Raw genomic sequence first — 18,333 nt, 5'->3', positions numbered from 1 at the left:
CGCTTTGCGAGGTGGGTGAGCCGCCTGTCTGGATGGTTTGAAGGGTGTTCCTATCTTGTTGATTGCAATGTGCTTATTGTGAATTTCCGCTGCCGCCCACGGATCGCCCCGAATGCAAAAGGCTGGGGGCAAGAGGTTGTTTCGGGATAGCAAAACGCTATTGTCGCGCCCCGGTCCGGGCGCGGCGTGGCGCTAGGCCGGTCGCCATGTCCATGGCGAAGCCATTCTGCGGCCCCGCTCGTTCAAGACCGCACCAGACCAGGTTTCCAGGACTTATGCTAAGCAAGGTGCGCATCGCGCTTGACGCCATGGGAGGCGATGTCGGCCCGGCCGTGGTCATTCCGGGCGCCGCGATCTCGCTTCAGAGGCATCGCGAGATTGAATTCCTGCTGGTCGGGGACCGCGCCAGGATCGACCCTGAGCTGGAGAAGCATCCCGCCCTCAAGGCCGCTTCGAAGATCATCCATACCGATGTGGCCGTCGGCATGGATGACAAGCCGAGCCAGGCGCTGCGGCGCGGCCGCAGGACCTCCTCGATGTGGCTCGCCATCGATGCGGTGAAGAAGGCCGAGGCGGACGTCGCGATCTCCGCCGGGAATACCGGCGCGCTGATGGCGATGGCGCGCTTCCACCTGCGCACGCTGCCGGGCATCGATCGCCCGGCGATCACAGGGATATGGCCGACCAGGCGCGGCGAGTCCGTCGTGCTCGACCTCGGCGCCACCATCGGCGGTGACGCGCACCATCTGGTATCGCTGGCGCTCATGGGGGCTGCCACGGCAAGCGTGCTGTTCGACAAGAAGCGGCCCACGGTAGGGCTCCTCAATATCGGAACCGAAGAGATCAAGGGCCACGAGGAGATCCGCGAGGCCGGAGAAATCCTGCGGGCGCGGAACCTGCCGGAACTCGACTATATCGGTTTCGTCGAGGGTGACGGCATCGGCAAGGGGCTGGCCGACGTCATCGTCACCGAAGGTTTCAGCGGCAACATCGCGCTCAAGGCCGCCGAGGGAACCGCGCGGCAGATGGCGGAATTACTCCGCAACGAGATGCAGCGGAGCTGGCTGTCCAAGCTCGGCTATCTCTTTGCCCGCAGCGCCTTCCAGGCCCTGCGCGACAAGATGGACCCGAACAAGTCCAATGGCGGCGTGTTCCTGGGTCTGAAAGGACTGGTTGTCAAAAGCCACGGCGGAATCAGCGCCGAAGGCTTTGCCTATGCGATCGATGTTGGCTATGAGATGGCTCACTACGATCTCCTGAACAAGATCAATCAGATGCTCAACCGCGAGGGTAGTGCACTCAATTCCGTGCAGGCCGCGCAGGAGGCTGTTTCGTGACTCAAATTCGTTCGGTCGTGCTCGGCTGCGGCTCTTATCTGCCGGAGCAGGTGGTGACCAACGCCCAATTGGCGGCTCGCATCGACACGTCCGACGAATGGATCGTGCAGCGCACCGGCATTCGCGAGCGGCATATTGCGGCCGAGGGCGAGTTCACCTCGCACTTGGCGGTCAGGGCGGCGCAGGCTGCCCTCAGCGACGCCGGCGTGGACGCCCAGTCGATCGAGCTGATCGTGCTGGCGACCTCGACGCCCGATAACACCTTCCCCGCAACCGCGGTCGCCGTGCAGCACGCGCTCGGCATCAACCATGGCGCGGCGTTCGATCTGCAGGCGGTGTGCTCCGGCTTCGTGTTCGCGCTCGCCACCGCCGACAATTTCCTGCGCACCGGCGCCTACAAGCGCGCGCTGGTGATCGGCGCCGAGACCTTCTCGCGCATCCTCGACTGGAACGATCGCGGTACCTGCGTGCTGTTCGGCGACGGCGCCGGCGCGGTGGTGCTGGAGGCGCAGGAGCAGCCCGGCAATGCGGCGACCGACCGTGGCATCGTGACCACCCACCTGCGCTCCGACGGCCGCCACAAGGCAAAGCTGTTCGTCGATGGCGGTCCGTCCTCGACCCAGACCGTCGGCCATTTGCGCATGGAGGGCCGCGAGGTCTTCAAGCACGCGGTCGGCATGATCACCGACGTGATCGTCGACGCCTTCCAGACGACCGGGCTCAATGCCGACAGCATCGACTGGTTCGTGCCGCATCAGGCCAACAAGCGAATCATCGACGCGTCCGCGCACAAGCTCCACATCGCGCCGGAGAAGGTGGTGCTGACGGTGGACCGTCACGGCAACACTTCGGCGGCCTCGATTCCGCTGGCGCTGTCGGTGGCGCGCAAGGACGGGCGCATCAAGCGCGGCGACATGGTCCTGCTGGAAGCGATGGGCGGCGGCTTCACCTGGGGCTCCGCGCTGGTGCGCTGGTAGTCACAGTCGATAAAATTTTGCCGGAATCAGCGCTCATTATCGATGCGTCTGCATTGATGAGCGCTGTTGACCCGCGTATCGTAACCTCATAATTTCAGACAACAATTGTTCGCCGTGATGTGGGGCAGGGCGATGACCGATCAAAGTAAAACCGTAACGCGTGTCGATCTCTGCGAGGCCGTCTACCAGAAGGTGGGCCTGTCGCGGACGGAATCGTCCGCCTTCGTGGAACTCGTGCTGAAGGAGATCACCGACTGCCTCGAGAAGGGCGAGACGGTGAAATTGTCCTCGTTCGGCTCCTTCATGGTCCGCAAGAAGGGGCAGCGTATCGGCCGTAATCCGAAGACGGGAACCGAGGTGCCGATCTCACCGCGCCGGGTGATGGTGTTCAAGCCGTCGGCGATCCTGAAGCAGCGGATCAACACCCAGCATCGCGGCAATGGCGACGCCAGCAAGGCTCAACCCGAGGCGTAATCGCCCTTCGGAAAGGATTGGCATTTGGACAAGGCGCCGGATGCGTTCCGAACCATCAGCGAAGTAGCGCAGGAACTCGACATTCCGCAGCACGTGCTGCGGTTCTGGGAGACCCGATTCTCCCAGATCAAGCCGATGAAGCGCAGCGGCGGCCGCCGCTATTACCGTCCCGACGACGTCGACCTTCTCAAGGGCATCCGCCGTCTCCTCTACGGGGAGGGCTATACCATCCGCGGGGTGCAGCGGATCCTGAAAGAGCACGGCGTCAAATCGGTGCAGGGCCTCGCCGACGGCGCGGCCGCGGTCTCGTTCGGAGCCATCGAGGACGCCATCGGCGCGAGCCTGATGGAGCCCGACGACGAAGAGGCGCCCATCAAGGGCATCACCGATGCCGACGATGACGACTACCAGGGCGACGAGGAGGAAGGCATCGACTTCCGCTTCACGGAGGTCGACGACGAGGACATCCTCACCACCTTCCGCAAGGGCGGCACTCCCGCCGCGCCCGCCGGCCCCAGCGCGCTGGACCGGGAGCGGCTCGGACGGGCGCTCGCCGATCTCGTCGCCTGCCGGGACATGCTGGATCAGGCAATGAAGGACGGCTAGGGCGGATCGGCCGGCTTTGCGGGCAGTTCCGGGTGCTTTCGGCACCGGCCCTCTTCAGGAGAGGCGCCAAAATGGTGTGACCTCGCCTTGCGCAAAGCAGCGATCCTAGCTAATGGAACGACGTTCGGAGCGTGGCGCAGCCCGGTTAGCGCACTAGTCTGGGAGACTAGGGGTCGGAGGTTCAAATCCTCTCGCTCCGACCATTATTCCAAATCATCTGTCGGGTGGATTGATCGGGGCGTGGAGTTCGCTCCCGCCGGCGGCGCTTGCGCGACCATCGGTAGCGGACGGCTGCTTCGGGGCGGGTGCGGCAAATCAAAATGCCGAAAACAACCCCATGCACAGTAGCGATGTCATTGGCAGAATGATGTTTTTCCGAAGCGATTTGACCCGTCGGGCAAAACAGGGGCATGATGTCATCGTGCCAGCCTTGTAGGACGGGGCTCATGGCCAGCAAATTGCGCCGACACGTCAGACATTGTCCCGCCTCAGGGCGTCCGGATTTCTCTCGCGAGTTCGCTCGACCCATCAAGTCAGCAATGCTGTCGGTTAAGCGCCCGCGCCCTCCGTCGCCATCCAATGCGCGCTAACGATCGACAACGACAGACCTACGCGCGGCGTAGGTTGTCGATTTGTCCACGGGCCCTTCCACTTGAAGTCTTTCAACTTGTCTTTGCGGGCATGCCAAGCGTTGGCACCGTTGTTCATGCGTAAAAGTGCGCGATTTGAAGACTAGGCGCCATTTCTCAATCCGCGCATGCAAACATTTTTAATTCAGTTGGAACAAAATCCATCCACGCTAGTCTCTAGTCCGTCACACGTCATGGTGAGTTGCATGCGAGATGACCAGCTAGCTCTTCAAGCCGTCAGCGATGCGCAGCGGATTCTTGAAGAGTATTTGAAGCCTCAGCCGCGCAACAACGAGCGCGTCATTCTTGATCAGTTGGTTGAAGTTCTTGAACGGCCCGACCTGATCGTGGCTGTCAGTCGGATGCGGCGCGAGGACTAGCGCGATTAGGAAGCTGTTGCGCGAGCGCTTGCCACTCATCCGCAAGGGCCAGCCAAGCTGCCTCATCAGGCGCCCATCGCGCCTCCGACGCGTGCGCGCGGCAATCTTCGGCGAGCGCAAGATACCTCGCAACTTCACTGATCGTTTCTGAATTGCGCTGCATCCGTTGATCATTGCGGCCATTGGCGATCAACGCAATCGGACTCACGCGTGCAGAGGCAGGAACCGAATCAGTGTGCCGAAACTGCAACGGTTTCGAGGATACCGTTCCATCCGCAGTTACGCCGTTACCTCAAATACCCCACCACCATCCGCGTCGTCTCATCCACCAGCGTCCTCACCATCTTCTCCGACAGCATCTCGGCCTGGTTCAGCACTGTGTTGTGCGCGACGGCTTCGATCGCGCTGACGCAGATGAAGGCTGCGAGCCCTGGATCGATCTTGCGCATTTCCTTGCGGCGGCTTTCGAGATAGGCGCGCACGAGGGCGTGGACCTCGTGGTTGAAGGCTTCGACCTCGGCGAGCCGGCCCGAACGCGGGATCTGCTCGGCGAGCACGCGGTGCAGGTTCGGGTCGATGTGATGGGCCTCGATCGCGACGGTGACGAGTTTCCGCACGGCCTTCTCGATCGGCATATCGGCGACCTCGACGAATGCTGCGCGGACGATCGTCATGATCTCCTCGTTGTGACGGTCGATCACGGCGGCGACGAGCGCCTCCTTGCTGGGAAAATACTGGTAGAGCGAGCCGACGCTGACGCCGGCGATTTCGGCGATCCGGTTGGTGCTGGTCTTCTCAAAACCTTCGCGGACCAGAATGCGAGCAGTTGCCTCGACCAGCGCATCGACGGTGGCGCGGGATCGCGCCTGCGAGGCATTTTTCCGGGGTTTTGTCGGAGGTTTGCGCGCCATGAGATCTGCGATCCGAATGCGAGTATGAAAAGCGAGCGAATGCTCGCATTATATCCGCATGTGGCGGCGGTTGAACAAGCCTTTTCGTCGCCACGCAGAGCCTGGTCTGGCGGAGACGTCACATGAGCGTTGCAAGGATCGCATCGGCCTTTCAGTTTTGTCCGGGCGGCCGATTGTTGGGGATGCGGCCACCCGCCGATCCCGCGCCGAGCTTGCAAAGCCGATGCTTCAACGCGCTGCTGCGGCGGCTTCCCTACAAGCAGCAGCTCGCGTCCGCCGAGGCCGTGCAGGCGCATGTGCAGAAGCTTGCATTGGCGCCAGCCTCGTATGAGCCGACGGGACTTGGCCGCGGCGTCGAGGCGACGCTGACCAAGATGGGCGGATGGCCGGTCTATTACACCGCGCCGTCGTCGGGCCATGAGGGCTGCAACCACGTCATGTTTCTGCATGGCGGCGGCTACATCAACGAGATCGTGCCGGCGCATTGGCGCTTCGTCGGACAGATGACGCGCAAGGCGAGAGTCGTGTGCGTGGTGCCGATCTATCCGCTCGCGCCGCGCGCCACTGCGAAGGACGTCGTGCCGGTGACGGCCGAGCTGCTGCGGATGCTGCTCGAAGACGCGGGGCCCGCAAAGGTCACGGTGGTCGGCAATTCGGCCGGTGCGGGGCTTGCGCTCGCCGCCTGCCAATGGCTGCGCGATCGCGGCCATCGGCAGCCGAACCGGCTGGTGCTGATCTCGCCCGCGGCCGATGCGTCGGTCAGCCGCCCGGAGCAGGTCGAGATCGCAGGCCGCGATCCGATCCAGGATATTCCGGGGATCATCGAGGCGGCGCGGCTCTATGCCGGCGAGCTCGATATCGGCCATCCCTTCGTCAGCCCGCTCAACGGCGCCTTCCGCGCGCTGGCGCCGATGACGATCTTCGCAGGGACGCGCGATCTGCTTTACCCCGACAGCGTCGATCTCGCGGAGCGGGCGAGGGCGGTGGGCGTGCCGGTCGAGCTGCATCTGCGCCGTGACCAGCCGCACAATTACGCGCTGATGCCGACGCCGGAAGGGCGGCAGGCGCGTGCGATCATCCTGCGTGCGGTGGCCTGAGGGGAAGCTGTGATCGTCGTCACAAGGCGCGCGCCGCCGCAATGGCGTCTGGCGCTGGCAGTGCCGCGCGGAGAGACCAGACGGCCTCCGGGCGTTTCCTCATCCGTCGTCTTGGTATCAGTAGTTTTGCGGGACCTTAGGCGTGGCCCTTGATCTCGTAGTGACCCGGCACGCATTTGTAGCGCTCGAGGCGCCAGTTGGCGTGATAGATCGGATGCTCGCCCATCCATTTTGCAAGCGGTGCCTGTGCACCGATCGCGCATTGCATCATCGATATCTCGGGCGTCATGTTGCTGTCGGTCACGATTTCCTCGATGCAACTGCCTGAGCTGGCTGCGCTCAGCCGGCAGAGCACGGCAACGACGGTCACGAACATTCCTGTCACCTCATCGGTAGTTTCTGACCACGAAGAGGATGCAAGCGGAGTGCCAGAGCCTGTGACGGAAACAACACGCTGGCCTGGCCGACTCGACCCAGCGTCCACCCTCATTTGATGATTCGGATTGTAAAAAAATTGCCCCTAAACCGAAGCCGGGCAAATACGGGGAACCCACAAGGAATCACTGCAGGAATGGCTGCAGGAATGATTGATTGTGGGGGCTGTGCCGCGCGGACGGCCCTTCACAGAGGCTGCACAGGCGATACGCTTCGAGGCGTGCGGATACTCGTCAAAAGAGCGGGACCGGCACAGGACCAAAGGAAACGCGAGGGCAGACCATGAAGGTACGACCGACCGGCGTGATCCCGCCGATGACGACGCCGTTCCGCAAAGACGGCGAGATTGACTACACGCTGGTGGCGCCCCAGGTCGACTGGATGATCGGCGCCGGCGCGCATGGCGTTGCGGCCGGCGGCTCGACCGGCGAGGGCCACACGCTCGATCACGAGGAATATCGCGACCTGATGGAAGCGACGGTGGAGGCGGTGAAGGGCCGCATTCCCGTGATCGCCGGCATCATCGTGGACTCCACACGCGATGCGATCCGCCGCGGCAAGCTGGTGCGCGACATGAATGTCGCCGCCCTCCAGGTCACGCCGGTGCATTACCTGTTCAAGCCGGACGACGAAGCCATGGTGGCGCACTTCCGCGCCATGGCGGACGAGACCGGCATGCCCATCATCATCTACAACGTGGTGCCGTGGTCGTACCTCTCGCCGGCGCTGCTGACGCGGATCATGACCGAGGTGCCGCTGGTGATCGGCGTCAAGCAGAGCGCGGGCGATCTCAAGCTGTTCGCGGATCTCATGATGATGGCGCCGGACAAGCTGATCTACAGCGCGGTCGATGCCCTCATGTATCCGTCCTACACGCTCGGGGCCCACGGCTCGATCGCCGCGATCCTGACCGCGGCGCCGCATGCCTCCGTCGCGCTGTGGGATGCGGTGAAGGCGGGCGACCATCCGCGCGCGCTCGACCTGCACAAGAAGCTGCTGACGCTGTGGAACGCTGTGATCGCCGACAATCTGCCGGCCTGCACGCGCTACGCGCAGACGCTCCAGGGCCTGCCGAAGACGTATCCGCGCGCGCCGATGCCGGAGGCTACGCCCGCGCAGCAGGCCGCAACTCGCAAGGCGCTGGAGGCGCTCGGCGCATTGGGCGGTCAACGCGTCGAAGCGGCCGAATAGTCCGCGCGCCGAAATAATCGATGTCGAACAGCAGCGCCGATCCGCTTTTACCTGCGGATGCGGCGCTGCTACATTTTGCGCGCGCTCGCGCGAACAGCGCAGCGATGAAAGAAACATACCGACAAGGGGAGGGGCCGAAAGTCCCATGAAGGATTTTGCAGGAAAGATCGCCGTCATCACCGGCGGCGGCACGGGAATGGGACGCGAGCTCGCGCGGCAGCTCGTCGCCGAGGGCTGCAATGTCGCGATGTGCGACGTCTCGGAGGCCGCGATGGCCGAGACCAAACGGCTCTGCGAGGTCGAGAAGCTGCCGCAGGGCCTGCGCGTCACGACGCATGTCGCCGACGTCTCGATCGAGGATCACCTGAAGCGTTTTCGCGATGAGCTCGCCGAGCAGCAGAAGACGGACAAGATCCATCTGCTGTTCAACAACGCCGGCATCGGGGGCGGCGGCAGCCTGTTCACCAACACGCGCGAGCAGTGGGAGCGCACCTTCAACATCTGTTGGGGCGGCGTCTATCTCGGCGTCCGTACCTTCCTGCCGATGCTGGTGGCGGCGGACGAGGCCCACATCGTCAACACCGCCAGCGTCAACGGCTTCTGGGCGTCGATCGGCATGGGGCAGGCGCACACCGCCTACAGCTCGGCGAAGTTCGCCGTGAAGGGATTTACCGAAGCGCTGATCAACGACCTTCGCCTGCACGCGCCGCACGTCAAATGCTCGGTGGTGATGCCCGGCCATATCGGCACCTCGATCGTCTCCAATTCGCGCAAGGTGCAGAGCGCCGACGGGTCGGAGCGACTCAATCCCGACGAGGTCGCGCTGACCCGCAAGCGCATGGTCGCGGCCGGCGTGCCGGACGCCGACAAGATGTCGGACGAGGACATCCAGGCGGTGTTCGCCGAGCGCGCCCGCAGCTTCCTCGAGGACGCGCCCACGACCGCGGCGCAAGCCGCGAAGATGATCCTGGATGGCGTGAGGGCGGAGCGGTGGCGCATTCTTGTGGGTGAGGACGCAAAGCGTCTTGACGAGCGCGTACGCGCGACTCCGGAGCAAGCCTACGACCGCGCCTTCTACGAAAGCTTTACGCAGGAGGTCGGCTGGAAGCTCGGCTGATTTGTTTGGCTGCGACTGTCAACGAGCGTGCGCCGATATAGGTATGACGGCCATCATGGCAAGAGGTGCGCGGCTAAGAATCAGTGCCACCTCTTGCCAGTTTCCGCCTTATGACGAATTGGAATGTCATGCATGCAACATATTCCCGCGATCAAGCGATGTTCAAGCGATGGTGATGTTAAAGGGCTCTCATTCGGCGCACCGCAGCTTGGTTGGTGAACCAAAATAGTTTACTCAAACAGGGGTAACGCCATCATGAAGCGTAGCTCCGATGATACCCGCATGCCTCTCCGACGACTGGATCCTCTGCCCGGAGAGAGAGGACATCTCCGCTGAATTCACGCGGCTCCTCACCGCGGCACAGGAGGGCGGCGCCACTATCGCAGAATGCCTGATGATCGCGCGCCAGCTCAAGCAGGACGGCGAGCAGTCCTGGCATCGCGAGTGGAAGAAGCTGGCGCAGGCCAACCGTCATCGTGCCGAGGCGGCCTTCGTGGAAGGCCACATGGCGACCGCGCAACGCAACTGGCTGCGGGCTCTGAACTACTACGGCGCGGCCGCGATGCCGCTGGACCCGGCGGACGAGCGCCGCTGGGTCGCGGTGCTGGCGATGCAGGAATGCGCGCGGCGCTTCCTCGCGGCGCGCAGTCCGGCCGGCGAGGTCGTCACGATTCCCTGGGCCGACGACGGGCACGCCTTGCAGGGCTATTTCCTGCCTGCGCCATCGGCGGGCAAGCGGGCTCCGACGGTGATCTGCATCGGCGAGCCCGGGCACCGCAAGGAAGAATTCCTGTTCAAGCTCGCGCCGCATGCGCGCGAGCGCGGATTGTCGATGCTCGCGCTGGACCTGCTCGGCGACCAGCGCGACGATTATACCGACACGCTCTTGCAGCGCCGCGACCTCGAGAGCTCGATCGCCAGCGCCATGGATTACCTGGAGACGCGCGGCGACGTCGATTTCGATCGCGTCGCCATCGTGGCCGACGGGTGGGGCTCTTCCTTCGTCGCGCGCGCGGTGTTGCAGGAGCCGCGGCTCGCTGCGGCCGTCTGCGACGGCGGCCTGTGGGACCTGCACGAGCGATCCTTCTTCGCCAGCCGCTTTGCGATGAGCGACCTCAGCATCGTCCCGGTGCCGCATTCGCCGCTGATGGCCTCCAGCGCCGACTGTCCGGTGCTGATCACGCTCGGCGAGGACGGCTGGCTCAAGGCCGACCGGGCGCGCCAGATCGTGCAGACGTCGCGGCTCGGCAGCTCCGATATCGTGCTGAAGGTGTTCACCGCGGCCGAGACCGGCGCGGCGCAGGCCCATGCGGACAATCCGAGCCTTGCCAACGAATACATCTTCGACTGGCTGGAATCGCAGCTCGGCGCCGCCGGCCGCCGGATCTGAGCGGCAGCCTCAGAAGTCGAGCGAGATCCTGACGCAGGCCTTTTCGAGCCGGGTCTTCAGCGTCGCGAGCTTGCCGGTGAATTCGGTCAGTTCGTTCTCGTCGAACTCCTGGAAGACGAATTCGCGAATCGTCTTGTACTGCTCGTTGAGACTCGCGATGTGCTTCTGCGTCTTCTCGACCAGCGAGAGCCGCACCACGCGGGCGTCGGTCGGCGAGGGCCGCCGGCGCAGCAGGCCCTTCTTCTCCAGCAGCTTGGACTGGGTGGTGACGAAAGACGGATCAACGTGGAGCAGCTTGGAGACCACGTTGACGGGCACGCCGTCGTCCTTGTCGAGGTCGGAGATCGCCATCAGGATCAGCCATTGCGGACCGCTGATGCCCAGCGTTCTCGCCCAGAACTGACGCAGCTCCTCCAGATACATGTTGATCGACGATATCTCCCAGGTGAAACGCCTGATGATATCCAGATTGCCGATGGAGCGGAGGCGCGCCCCTTCTTTCCTCGTCGCTGACACAGCGTCACTCCCGTGATCAGATTCTTTCCGGCCGGTATCTTGCAAGGCAATAGTCCACGCAAGTCTGCCCTGACGCAAGTGCAGAGCAGGGTAATTTTGTCACTAAAACTACAAAGATGATCAACTCAGCATTTTGCCTCACCCCGCGGTGTTGCGCGCGGGGCACAGGCCTAGGGAAACAAGAAAGCTGAGCAAATAAACTATTTTGATTAGCGAACGGCGCAGGCATATTGACCCGTGACGGTGGGGGGTTCTCGATCGTCCCGTTGCAGGTGGTTCGCTCACGTCCCTCGCGTCTCAGGCGGGTGTGTCCGAAAGCGCGAAGCGGCCGAGCGGATTTGAAGAGACGGGGATGGGGGGGCCTCACGGTCCGGTCTCCGCAAAATGAGCAACTTGGAGGTTTTTAAATGAAAGTGGTGAAGAGCCTTTTGCTCGGCACTGCGGCGGGTCTGATCGCCGTCGGTGGAGCCCAGGCGGCCGATCTTCCGGTCAAGGCCAAGGCGGTCGAGTACGTCAAGATCTGCACGCTCTACGGCGCGGGCTTCTACTACATCCCCGGCACCGACACCTGCATCAAGCTCGGCGGCTATCTGCGTGCTGAAGTCGCGCTCAATGCCGGCGGCAACTACAGCGCCCAGTACAACGGCGTGTTTGCGGCGAACAACCGCCTGACCAACTACTACTCGATGCGCGCTCGTGAAGATCTCAACATCGACACGCGCACCGCGACCGAGTACGGCGTGGTCCGCACCTACTTCGATGCGGTCTTCACCTGGACGACCGGCAACTATACCGGCACCGGTTCGGCCACGGGCGGGACCCAGTACAGCGGCACGATCGGCCTCAACGCGGCCGGCACCGGCCTCACCGGCTCGAGCGGCGGCGCGGTCAACGGCACCGACGGCGGCATCTCGGGCGGTGCGCTCGGCGTCTACTACGCCTTCATCCAGTTCGCCGGCTTCACCCTGGGTAAGGCCGTGTCGCAGTTCGACGCGCCCTGGATCAACTATCCCGGCAACAACTTCGATCAGCTGGTCGGCGGCAGCGGCTCCACCAACGGCGTCGCCCAGATCACCTACACCGCTGACTTCGGTCAGGGCATCACGGCGACGTTCTCGGCGCAGGACCAGACGCAGGTCTTCCAGACCGCCCTCTGGAACACTGCCGGCATGTCCACCACCGGCGTCCTCGGCGGTGCCTACGGCTCGAACAATCTCGGCGGCAGCCGCGCGCCCGACCTCGTCGGTCAGGTCCGTGTCGACCAGGCCTGGGGTCTCTTCCAGGCGTCGGTCGCCGCGCACGACAACCATGTCGGCTACTACGGTGCGACCGAAGTCACCGGTCATCCCGAAGACAAGTGGGGCTGGGCCGTTCAGCTCGCTCTGCAGATCAAGAACATCCCGACCGGCGCAGGCGACGTGATCAACATCTCGGGCGTCTACACCGACGGCGCAAGCCGCTACAACTTCCAGGAGCTGGCCGCGACCAGCTACTCGATGTTCGGCAGCTCGAACGCCGCGTATCAGAGCATCGGCTTTGCCGGCGTGTCTGATGCGGTGTTCGGTCCCGGCGGCGGCCTCGAGCTGACCAAGACCTACGGCTTCCGTGGCGCCTACACCCACAACTGGAGCCCGTACTGGAACACGGCGCTCTACGGCGCGTGGGCTGCGGTCAACTACAGCGGCACGGCCAAGGGCCTGATCTGCGGCAGCGCCGCGTTCGCGACCCTGACCGGCACCTGCAACCCGGACTTCAACATCGGCCAGGTCGGTGTCATCACCCGCTGGACGCCGGTCAAGAACCTGACCTTCTCGGCTGACTTCACCTACAGCCATCTCGACCAGAAGTACTCGGGCGCGATCACGACCGCTGCGCTGACGGGCGTCGCCAAGCCGGCGGCGACCTACGAGCTGAAGGACCAGGACACCTACAGCCTGCTGCTGCGCGCCCAGCGCAACTGGTAAGCTTCAGGACGTTCCGATCTGATAGAGCCCCGGCGGGATACCGCCGGGGCTTTTCTTTGGGGTTCGTAGCTTTTCGGAAAAACCGGCCGCCCGTGCAGGCAACGAAGACAAGCTATGCGATTCGATCGCCAGCAAATTTATTTACTTACCTGAGTTAATCAGCTATATGGTCTTCAGTGGTTACGAAAGTAGCGCTCTTAGCTTGATGCTAAGCCTCCAGAAACCTCCGGTAGTGCCCTGCCGGAGGTTTTTCGTTGTGGGATTGCATAGCGTTTTCAAGCGAAGTGGATACCGGTTCGCGTAAAGAAAACGCGTCAAACAAGAATTCAGCCGCGCATCATGCGGGCGCGCGAATTCGGCCGGTAGGCGAGGCGGCTGTGGCCGGCGCAGTAGGACTGGCCGTCGGGCGCAACATTGCCGCAGAAGCAGAAATCCTCCGCGCCCGGGGTCGAGATCGGCCAGCGGCAGCGGTTCTCGGCAAGCTCCAGCAGCGAGCAGCGATTGGCGTCGTCGATGGGACCTGCGACCATAGGTCCGTCGGTCTCGCCGTAGATCGTGGCGAGCATCTCATATTGCAGTCGCGGCACGGCTCTCCGCGCGCGCGCCGGCGCATGGCCCCTGTCCTGAACCTTGCGATCGTCGAGCGTCCGGCCGCGCGTGAGATTGAGGCGCGACAGCTTGCCGATCACCGCGTTGCGGCTGACACCGATGTCGGCAGCGATCTCGCTGCAGGAGAGGCCGGCCTCGAAGTGCTGCTTCAGAATTTCGATTCGTTCGTCGGTCCAGGTCGGTGAGAGAACAGGCATTTGTGACGATCCCAGGTTGCAGATGTCGGCCATCCGCCAGCGAGATCCATCCGCTTCACATTCAGCGCGCGCTCACGTCCTGCCATTGTCGCGGATCGACAAAAGCCCGTCCTTGATGGCGAGACGGATGCCTTCCTCGATCAGTGTGCGAGCGACGCCGGGAACGCTGGTGCCGTGGGTGCCCTGTCTCACCAGCTTCTCCAGGTAGGTGATGGTCGAGAGCGCCAAGGTTACGGGAATGCGGTCAGTCTCGGCTTTTTCGGTGGCCATGCCTAAACGCTAGCCTCTTACGCAGGTACATAAAAGTAACGATTAAGACTCTATTTAGGTTCGGGGGTGGGAGTCAAATCCAGATTGAAGCGGTGGGGCAGGCCATTGGAATCATTTGGAAAATCGGGCATGCGGCGACGCGCCGCGCGAAATGTCGGGCGGCGTTGCGGCGTCAACAGGTCGGGAAAGGCGGTCCCGGCTAGCCGTGCACGATCGCCTTTTCGATCATGCAATGGATGCCCTTGCAGCCGTTGACGGTCTGGGTCACCCGCAGATCGGCCGCCAGGCTGCACAGCGTGTAGGCATCCTCGCGCGACAGGTTTCGCGTCTCGCCGAGCAGCACAATCATGTCGCGCAGCGCGCGCACCACGCACTGGTCGAGGTCGGGGTCCATGGCCATGGTCATGTAATGCGTCGCCGTCTCGGCGCGGGGATAATCGAACCTGAGGTCCTTGCGCAGCGTCAGGCGGAAGCGGCCCTGGAGCGCGGTCTCGATCGCGGTGACGCAGACCTCGCCGTCGCCCTGCACGCCGTGGCCGTCGCCGCAGGAGAACATTGCGCCCGGGACGAACACGGGCAGATACAGCGTCGCACCGGCACCTAACTCCTTGTTGTCGAGATTGCCGCCCATCGCGCGCGGAACGAGCGAGGAGATGCGGCCCCAGGCCGGTGGCGGCGAGACGCCCATCACGCCGAAGAACGGTTTTAGCGGCAGATCGAGGCCCCAGGGCATGCGGCCGACCATCCGCGACCGGTCCAGCGGGATGTTGAGGATGCGCGTCTCGTGGAAATCGTCGGGCAGGGTACCCGACAGCGGCTTGATCATGTTCCATCCCCAATCCTGCCGGAGCTGGACGTCGAGGATCTCGACCGCGAGCACGTCGCCGGGCGCGGCGCCTTCGACGGCGATCGGGCCGGTGAGGATGTGGCCGGGCAGCATGCGCTCGTTCTTGGCATGAACCTCGTGCATTTCCGGTGGAATGTGAAACTTGTCGCGGTCGGGCAGCATGTCGGGCCCGCCGCTGATGGTGTCGACCGTCACCTCGTCGCCACTCTTGATGGTGAGGACGGGCTTGAGCGCAGCTTCGAAGAAGCCCCAATGGCAGGTTTCGGGACTTGAATGCAGGTGGTGGTGGGTCATTTGCCGCGTCCGTTCGGTTTGATCAGAACTCGTCATGAGAACTTGTTATGCCCGGGCTTGACCGGGCGATCGATCCTCTTTCAAGAAGATTTCTGAAGACGGACGGGCCGGTCAAGCCCGCGCATGGCACGATCATTCCAGCGAGGCTCCCCTGTATTTCGTTCTTTCCAAGACCCTCGGCACCGCTCTGCTGCCGATCAATCTCCTGGTCGAGCTCGGAATCCTGTCGCTGCTGCTGATGGCGACGCGCTTTGCCGCGCTCGGTCGCAAGCTTGCCGTGACCACCCTGGTCCTGCTGGCAGTTTGTGCATTTTCGCCACTCGGCAATCTCTTGATTTATCCGCTGGAGTCGCGCTTTCCGGCGTGGGATCCGTCGCGGGGGGCGCCCGACGGCATCATCGTGCTCGGCGGCTCCGTCGACACCGATCTGTCGGCCGCGCACCACATGCCGGTGGTCTCGCATGCGGCCGATCGCATGTTTGCGCCGGCGGAGCTTGCGCGCCGCTATCCGAAGGCACGCATCGTCTTCACCGGCGGCACGGCGAACCTGGTCGCGACGGAGGCGAGGGAAGCCGACTATTCCGCGCCGATCCTGGAAAGCCTGGGAATTCCGAAGGAGCGCCTGATCCTCGAGCGCGACTCCCGCAACACCTGGGAGAACGCGATCTTCACCAAGCAGCTGGTGACGCCGAAGCCGGGCGAACGCTGGCTTCTGGTCACCTCGGCTTTCCACATGCCGCGCTCGATGGGGATTTTTCGCAAGGCCGGATTTGATGTCGAAGCCTATCCGGTGGATTGGCGGATGGGCGGGCGCGACGAGCTCTTCGCCTTCACCCGGAACGGGGCCGATGGTCTCGGCAAGACCGACCTTGCGGTGCGCGAATGGATCGGCCTCCTGACGTATCGCATCCTGGGGCGAACCGGCGAGTTGCTTCCGGGACCGGGCAAGGACTAAAACGGGAGCCGTAAAACAAGAACACAATACCGGCGCGCGATCGCCGGTCGGGAGGACGCCATGCAACAGCAGAGCGCAGACAGGATCGATCTTGCCGGTCTCGTCGCCGATCTCAACAGCCTGCTGCGGCTGAAAACGACCGTGATCGGCATGAAGCTGTTCGCGCATGCCGCCGACATGGAAGCGATCCCGAAGATCCGGCGCCCGAACGCGGTCCACACCACCGACCAGATCGTCAGCATGGCTGCACGTTTGGGCTGGACGGTCGGCATCACCGCCGATGATCTTGTCGGTGCGCAGTGCCGCGCGGTGATCGGGCTTGCGCCGCAGGATGAAAAATGGCTCGCCGGCGAAAACTATGTCGGGGTCTGGCACGGCACCGCCGAGGACGCGCGCAAACGCCAGGAGGCGCTCGACGTGGTTCCGTTCGGGCGGTATCAGGCGCTTGCGGTCAGTCCGCTCGCGAGCGGCCGGCTCGATCCGCCCGATATCTGCCTCGTCTATGCAACGCCAGGGCAGATGATCATCCTGATCAACGGGCTGCAATATACCGGCTACAAGAAATTCGAATGGGGCGTCGTCGGTGAGACCGCCTGTGCGGATTCCTGGGGGCGGGCGCTCAAGTCCGGGGAGCCCAGCCTGTCCTTGCCATGCTATGCCGAACGGCGCTATGGCGGCGTGCCGGACGAGGAGATGCTGATGGCCTTGAAGCCCTCGCATCTCGCCAAGGCGATCGAGGGCATGAAGGCGCTGGCCAAAAACGGCCTGCGCTATCCGATCCCGCCCTATGGTATTCAAAGCGACGTCCGCGCCGGCATGGGCGTGAGTTACGCGAAGAAGTAAAGGCCGACCATGAGCTCTGCGAAATTCGACATCGTTGTCTACGGCGCGACCGGTTTCACCGGCCAGCTCGTCGCCGAGTATCTGACGGCGCATTACAAGAGCGACAAACAGCTCAAATGGGCGATGGCGGGCCGTAGTCTCGGCAAGCTGAAGGCGGTGCGCGATGCGATCGGCGCGCCAGGGAATACGCCGCTGATCGTGGCGGATGCGTCCGACGCGGCCTCGCTGAAGGCGATGGCGGAGCAGACGATGTCGGTGATCACGACGGTCGGTCCGTATCAGCTCTACGGCGAGGAACTGCTTGCGGCCTGCGTCGCCACCGGGACCGATTATTTCGATCTCTGCGGCGAGCCGATCTGGATGCGGCAGATGATCGACAAGTACGAGGCCGCGGCCAAGGAGAGCGGTGCGCGCATCGTGTTCTCGTGCGGTTTCGATTCCGTGCCGTTCGAGCTTGGTGCGTTCTTCGTGCAGGAAGAGGCCAAGCGTGTGTTCGGCGCGCCGGCCGCGCGCGTAAAGGGCCGCGTGCGCGACATGCGCGGCACGCTGTCGGGCGGCACCGCCGCGAGCGCGAAGGCAACCTTCGATGCGGTCGCCAAGGACATCAGCCTCGTTGCGATCCTGAACGATCCGTTCGCGCTGACGCCGGGCTTCACTGGTCCGAAGCAGCCGAAGGGCAACAGGTCGGTGCTCGAGGAAGACCTGCAATCCTGGGCCGCGCCGTTCATGATGGCGCTGATCAACACCCGCAACGTCCATCGCTCCAACATGCTGATGGGCTTTCCCTACGGCCAGGACTTCGTCTACGACGAGATGGTGTTGACCGGTCCCGGCGAGAAGGGCGAGGCCAACGCGAAGCGCGTGATGGCGGCCAATTCCGAGAAGACCGGTCCGAGCGCGCCGAAGCCGGGCGAGGGGCCCTCGAAGGAAGAGCGGGAGAACGGGCTCTTCAATCTGCTCTATGTCGCGATCGCGCCCGACGGCCGTGCGGTCCGCGCCGGTGTCACCGGCGACCGCGATCCCGGCTACGGCTCGACCTCGAAGATGATCTCCGAATGCGCGATCTGCATGCTGCGCGACGTGACGGATGTCGCCGCAGGATTCTGGACGCCGGGCGCAGCGATGCAGCACAAGCTGATCAAGCGGCTGCGGGAGAATGCAGGGCTGACGTTCGCGGTGGAAGGCTAGGCGCTTTCTTCGCCTCGCCCCGCTTGCGGGGAGAGGCCGACGCGCGAAGTGCGGCGGGTGAGGGGGACTCTCCGCGAGTCACACTCTCACTTTTTTTGCGGAAGCA

19 protein-coding genes and 1 tRNA gene are annotated in these 18,333 nt (G+C 63.6%); 14 read left to right on the top strand and 6 right to left on the bottom strand.

Annotated elements, in window-relative coordinates; all coding sequences use genetic code 11:
• The first annotated feature begins 275 nt into the window (after window positions 1–275).
• The 6 genes from plsX (at window position 276) to NLM25_RS25920 (ending at window position 4,403) form a co-directional block, all read left to right on the top strand.
• The gene (gene plsX, locus NLM25_RS25945; RefSeq protein ID WP_254138881.1) at window positions 276–1,337 is read left to right on the top strand and encodes a phosphate acyltransferase PlsX; all 1,062 of its coding nucleotides are present in this window, start codon (window positions 276–278) and stop codon (window positions 1,335–1,337) included.
• On the top strand, window positions 1,334–2,314 hold the full coding sequence (locus NLM25_RS25940) for a beta-ketoacyl-ACP synthase III (RefSeq protein WP_254120205.1): 981 nt from the start codon (window positions 1,334–1,336) through the stop codon (window positions 2,312–2,314). The genes plsX and NLM25_RS25940 overlap by 4 nt, the downstream gene beginning before the upstream one ends.
• Before the next feature lie 132 nt (window positions 2,315–2,446).
• Window positions 2,447–2,788 (top strand): integration host factor subunit alpha, encoded by a 342-nt coding sequence (locus tag NLM25_RS25935; RefSeq protein WP_028152484.1) that lies wholly within the window; start codon window positions 2,447–2,449, stop codon window positions 2,786–2,788.
• Window positions 2,789–2,812: 24 nt separating this feature from the next.
• Complete coding sequence (locus NLM25_RS25930) at window positions 2,813–3,394, top strand: MerR family transcriptional regulator (RefSeq protein WP_254138880.1); 582 nt, start codon at window positions 2,813–2,815, stop codon at window positions 3,392–3,394.
• Window positions 3,395–3,519: 125 nt separating this feature from the next.
• Window positions 3,520–3,597 (top strand) — tRNA-Pro (locus tag NLM25_RS25925).
• 632 nt (window positions 3,598–4,229) lie between these two features.
• The gene (locus tag NLM25_RS25920; protein ID WP_254120182.1) at window positions 4,230–4,403 is read left to right on the top strand and encodes a hypothetical protein; all 174 of its coding nucleotides are present in this window, start codon (window positions 4,230–4,232) and stop codon (window positions 4,401–4,403) included.
• Window positions 4,404–4,690: 287 nt separating this feature from the next.
• Here the strand turns inward: NLM25_RS25920 and NLM25_RS25915 are convergent, their stop codons facing one another.
• Complete coding sequence (locus NLM25_RS25915) at window positions 4,691–5,314, bottom strand: TetR/AcrR family transcriptional regulator (RefSeq protein WP_254120181.1); 624 nt, start codon at window positions 5,312–5,314, stop codon at window positions 4,691–4,693.
• A 122-nt stretch (window positions 5,315–5,436) separates the two neighbouring features.
• Between NLM25_RS25915 and NLM25_RS25910 the strand changes: the two genes are divergently transcribed.
• Complete coding sequence (locus NLM25_RS25910) at window positions 5,437–6,411, top strand: alpha/beta fold hydrolase (RefSeq protein ID WP_254138879.1); 975 nt, start codon at window positions 5,437–5,439, stop codon at window positions 6,409–6,411.
• A gap of 136 nt (window positions 6,412–6,547) precedes the next feature.
• Here the strand turns inward: NLM25_RS25910 and NLM25_RS25905 are convergent, their stop codons facing one another.
• Window positions 6,548–6,787, bottom strand: a complete 240-nt coding sequence (locus tag NLM25_RS25905; protein WP_014494790.1) for a hypothetical protein — start codon at window positions 6,785–6,787, stop codon at window positions 6,548–6,550.
• 341 nt (window positions 6,788–7,128) lie between these two features.
• On the opposite strand from NLM25_RS25905, the gene NLM25_RS25900 reads away from it, so the two are divergent.
• The 3 genes from NLM25_RS25900 to NLM25_RS25890 all read left to right on the top strand — a co-directional run bounded on the left by NLM25_RS25900 (window position 7,129) and on the right by NLM25_RS25890 (window position 10,544).
• Window positions 7,129–8,037 carry a dihydrodipicolinate synthase family protein gene (locus NLM25_RS25900; RefSeq protein ID WP_254138878.1) on the top strand — a complete coding sequence of 303 codons (909 nt, stop codon included), beginning with the start codon at window positions 7,129–7,131 and terminating at the stop codon, window positions 8,035–8,037.
• Window positions 8,038–8,182: 145 nt separating this feature from the next.
• A complete protein-coding gene (locus NLM25_RS25895) occupies window positions 8,183–9,154 on the top strand; it encodes an SDR family NAD(P)-dependent oxidoreductase (protein ID WP_254138877.1) in 972 nt (323 codons plus the stop codon).
• Between the two features lie 271 nt (window positions 9,155–9,425).
• Window positions 9,426–10,544 carry a dienelactone hydrolase gene (locus NLM25_RS25890; RefSeq protein ID WP_254138876.1) on the top strand — a complete coding sequence of 373 codons (1,119 nt, stop codon included), beginning with the start codon at window positions 9,426–9,428 and terminating at the stop codon, window positions 10,542–10,544.
• A 9-nt stretch (window positions 10,545–10,553) separates the two neighbouring features.
• Here the strand turns inward: NLM25_RS25890 and NLM25_RS25885 are convergent, their stop codons facing one another.
• On the bottom strand, window positions 10,554–11,060 hold the full coding sequence (locus NLM25_RS25885) for a MarR family transcriptional regulator (RefSeq protein ID WP_254120176.1): 507 nt from the start codon (window positions 11,058–11,060) through the stop codon (window positions 10,554–10,556).
• Between the two features lie 407 nt (window positions 11,061–11,467).
• On the opposite strand from NLM25_RS25885, the gene NLM25_RS25880 reads away from it, so the two are divergent.
• On the top strand, window positions 11,468–13,024 hold the full coding sequence (locus tag NLM25_RS25880; RefSeq protein ID WP_254120175.1) for a porin: 1,557 nt from the start codon (window positions 11,468–11,470) through the stop codon (window positions 13,022–13,024).
• A gap of 326 nt (window positions 13,025–13,350) precedes the next feature.
• On the opposite strand, the gene NLM25_RS25875 is transcribed toward NLM25_RS25880, so the two are convergent.
• The 3 genes from NLM25_RS25875 to NLM25_RS25865 all read right to left on the bottom strand — a co-directional run bounded on the left by NLM25_RS25875 (window position 13,351) and on the right by NLM25_RS25865 (window position 15,241).
• On the bottom strand, window positions 13,351–13,830 hold the full coding sequence (locus NLM25_RS25875) for a GcrA family cell cycle regulator (protein WP_254138875.1): 480 nt from the start codon (window positions 13,828–13,830) through the stop codon (window positions 13,351–13,353).
• A 72-nt stretch (window positions 13,831–13,902) separates the two neighbouring features.
• A complete protein-coding gene (locus NLM25_RS25870) occupies window positions 13,903–14,100 on the bottom strand; it encodes a hypothetical protein (RefSeq protein ID WP_007603456.1) in 198 nt (65 codons plus the stop codon).
• Window positions 14,101–14,299: 199 nt separating this feature from the next.
• The gene (locus NLM25_RS25865; RefSeq protein ID WP_254138874.1) at window positions 14,300–15,241 is read right to left on the bottom strand and encodes an acetamidase/formamidase family protein; all 942 of its coding nucleotides are present in this window, start codon (window positions 15,239–15,241) and stop codon (window positions 14,300–14,302) included.
• Window positions 15,242–15,479: 238 nt separating this feature from the next.
• On the opposite strand from NLM25_RS25865, the gene NLM25_RS25860 reads away from it, so the two are divergent.
• From NLM25_RS25860 to NLM25_RS25850, 3 genes are read left to right on the top strand one after another with little or no spacing between them, the layout of a single operon-like run.
• A complete protein-coding gene (locus tag NLM25_RS25860; protein WP_254138873.1) occupies window positions 15,480–16,196 on the top strand; it encodes a YdcF family protein in 717 nt (238 codons plus the stop codon).
• A 60-nt stretch (window positions 16,197–16,256) separates the two neighbouring features.
• The gene (locus tag NLM25_RS25855) at window positions 16,257–17,039 is read left to right on the top strand and encodes a DUF169 domain-containing protein (protein ID WP_254138872.1); all 783 of its coding nucleotides are present in this window, start codon (window positions 16,257–16,259) and stop codon (window positions 17,037–17,039) included.
• Window positions 17,040–17,048: 9 nt separating this feature from the next.
• On the top strand, window positions 17,049–18,227 hold the full coding sequence (locus NLM25_RS25850) for a trans-acting enoyl reductase family protein (protein WP_254138871.1): 1,179 nt from the start codon (window positions 17,049–17,051) through the stop codon (window positions 18,225–18,227).
• Window positions 18,228–18,333 lie beyond the last annotated feature (106 nt).

This window comes from Bradyrhizobium sp. CCGB01, assembly GCF_024199795.1.
Classification (GTDB): domain Bacteria; phylum Pseudomonadota; class Alphaproteobacteria; order Rhizobiales; family Xanthobacteraceae; genus Bradyrhizobium.
The sequence above is the reverse complement of the archived record's forward strand: the minus strand, read 5'-3'. Positions and strand labels throughout refer to the sequence as shown.

What these genes read in the sequence shown, in the direction of transcription:
- NLM25_RS25900 (WP_254138878.1), top strand. Translation starts at nt 7,129, where the DNA reads ATGAAGGTACGACCGACCGGCGTGATCCCGCCGATGACGACGCCGTTC.
- NLM25_RS25880 (WP_254120175.1), top strand. Translation starts at nt 11,468, where the DNA reads ATGAAAGTGGTGAAGAGCCTTTTGCTCGGCACTGCGGCGGGTCTGATC.
- plsX (WP_254138881.1), top strand. Translation starts at nt 276, where the DNA reads ATGCTAAGCAAGGTGCGCATCGCGCTTGACGCCATGGGAGGCGATGTC.
- NLM25_RS25850 (WP_254138871.1), top strand. Translation starts at nt 17,049, where the DNA reads ATGAGCTCTGCGAAATTCGACATCGTTGTCTACGGCGCGACCGGTTTC.
- NLM25_RS25855 (WP_254138872.1), top strand. Translation starts at nt 16,257, where the DNA reads ATGCAACAGCAGAGCGCAGACAGGATCGATCTTGCCGGTCTCGTCGCC.
- NLM25_RS25905 (WP_014494790.1), bottom strand. Translation starts at nt 6,787, where the DNA reads ATGTTCGTGACCGTCGTTGCCGTGCTCTGCCGGCTGAGCGCAGCCAGC.
- NLM25_RS25890 (WP_254138876.1), top strand. Translation starts at nt 9,426, where the DNA reads ATGATACCCGCATGCCTCTCCGACGACTGGATCCTCTGCCCGGAGAGA.
- NLM25_RS25895 (WP_254138877.1), top strand. Translation starts at nt 8,183, where the DNA reads ATGAAGGATTTTGCAGGAAAGATCGCCGTCATCACCGGCGGCGGCACG.
- NLM25_RS25910 (WP_254138879.1), top strand. Translation starts at nt 5,437, where the DNA reads ATGAGCGTTGCAAGGATCGCATCGGCCTTTCAGTTTTGTCCGGGCGGC.
- NLM25_RS25920 (WP_254120182.1), top strand. Translation starts at nt 4,230, where the DNA reads ATGCGAGATGACCAGCTAGCTCTTCAAGCCGTCAGCGATGCGCAGCGG.
- NLM25_RS25935 (WP_028152484.1), top strand. Translation starts at nt 2,447, where the DNA reads ATGACCGATCAAAGTAAAACCGTAACGCGTGTCGATCTCTGCGAGGCC.
- NLM25_RS25860 (WP_254138873.1), top strand. Translation starts at nt 15,480, where the DNA reads ATGGCGACGCGCTTTGCCGCGCTCGGTCGCAAGCTTGCCGTGACCACC.
- NLM25_RS25915 (WP_254120181.1), bottom strand. Translation starts at nt 5,314, where the DNA reads ATGGCGCGCAAACCTCCGACAAAACCCCGGAAAAATGCCTCGCAGGCG.
- NLM25_RS25875 (WP_254138875.1), bottom strand. Translation starts at nt 13,830, where the DNA reads ATGCCTGTTCTCTCACCGACCTGGACCGACGAACGAATCGAAATTCTG.
- NLM25_RS25870 (WP_007603456.1), bottom strand. Translation starts at nt 14,100, where the DNA reads ATGGCCACCGAAAAAGCCGAGACTGACCGCATTCCCGTAACCTTGGCG.
- NLM25_RS25865 (WP_254138874.1), bottom strand. Translation starts at nt 15,241, where the DNA reads ATGACCCACCACCACCTGCATTCAAGTCCCGAAACCTGCCATTGGGGC.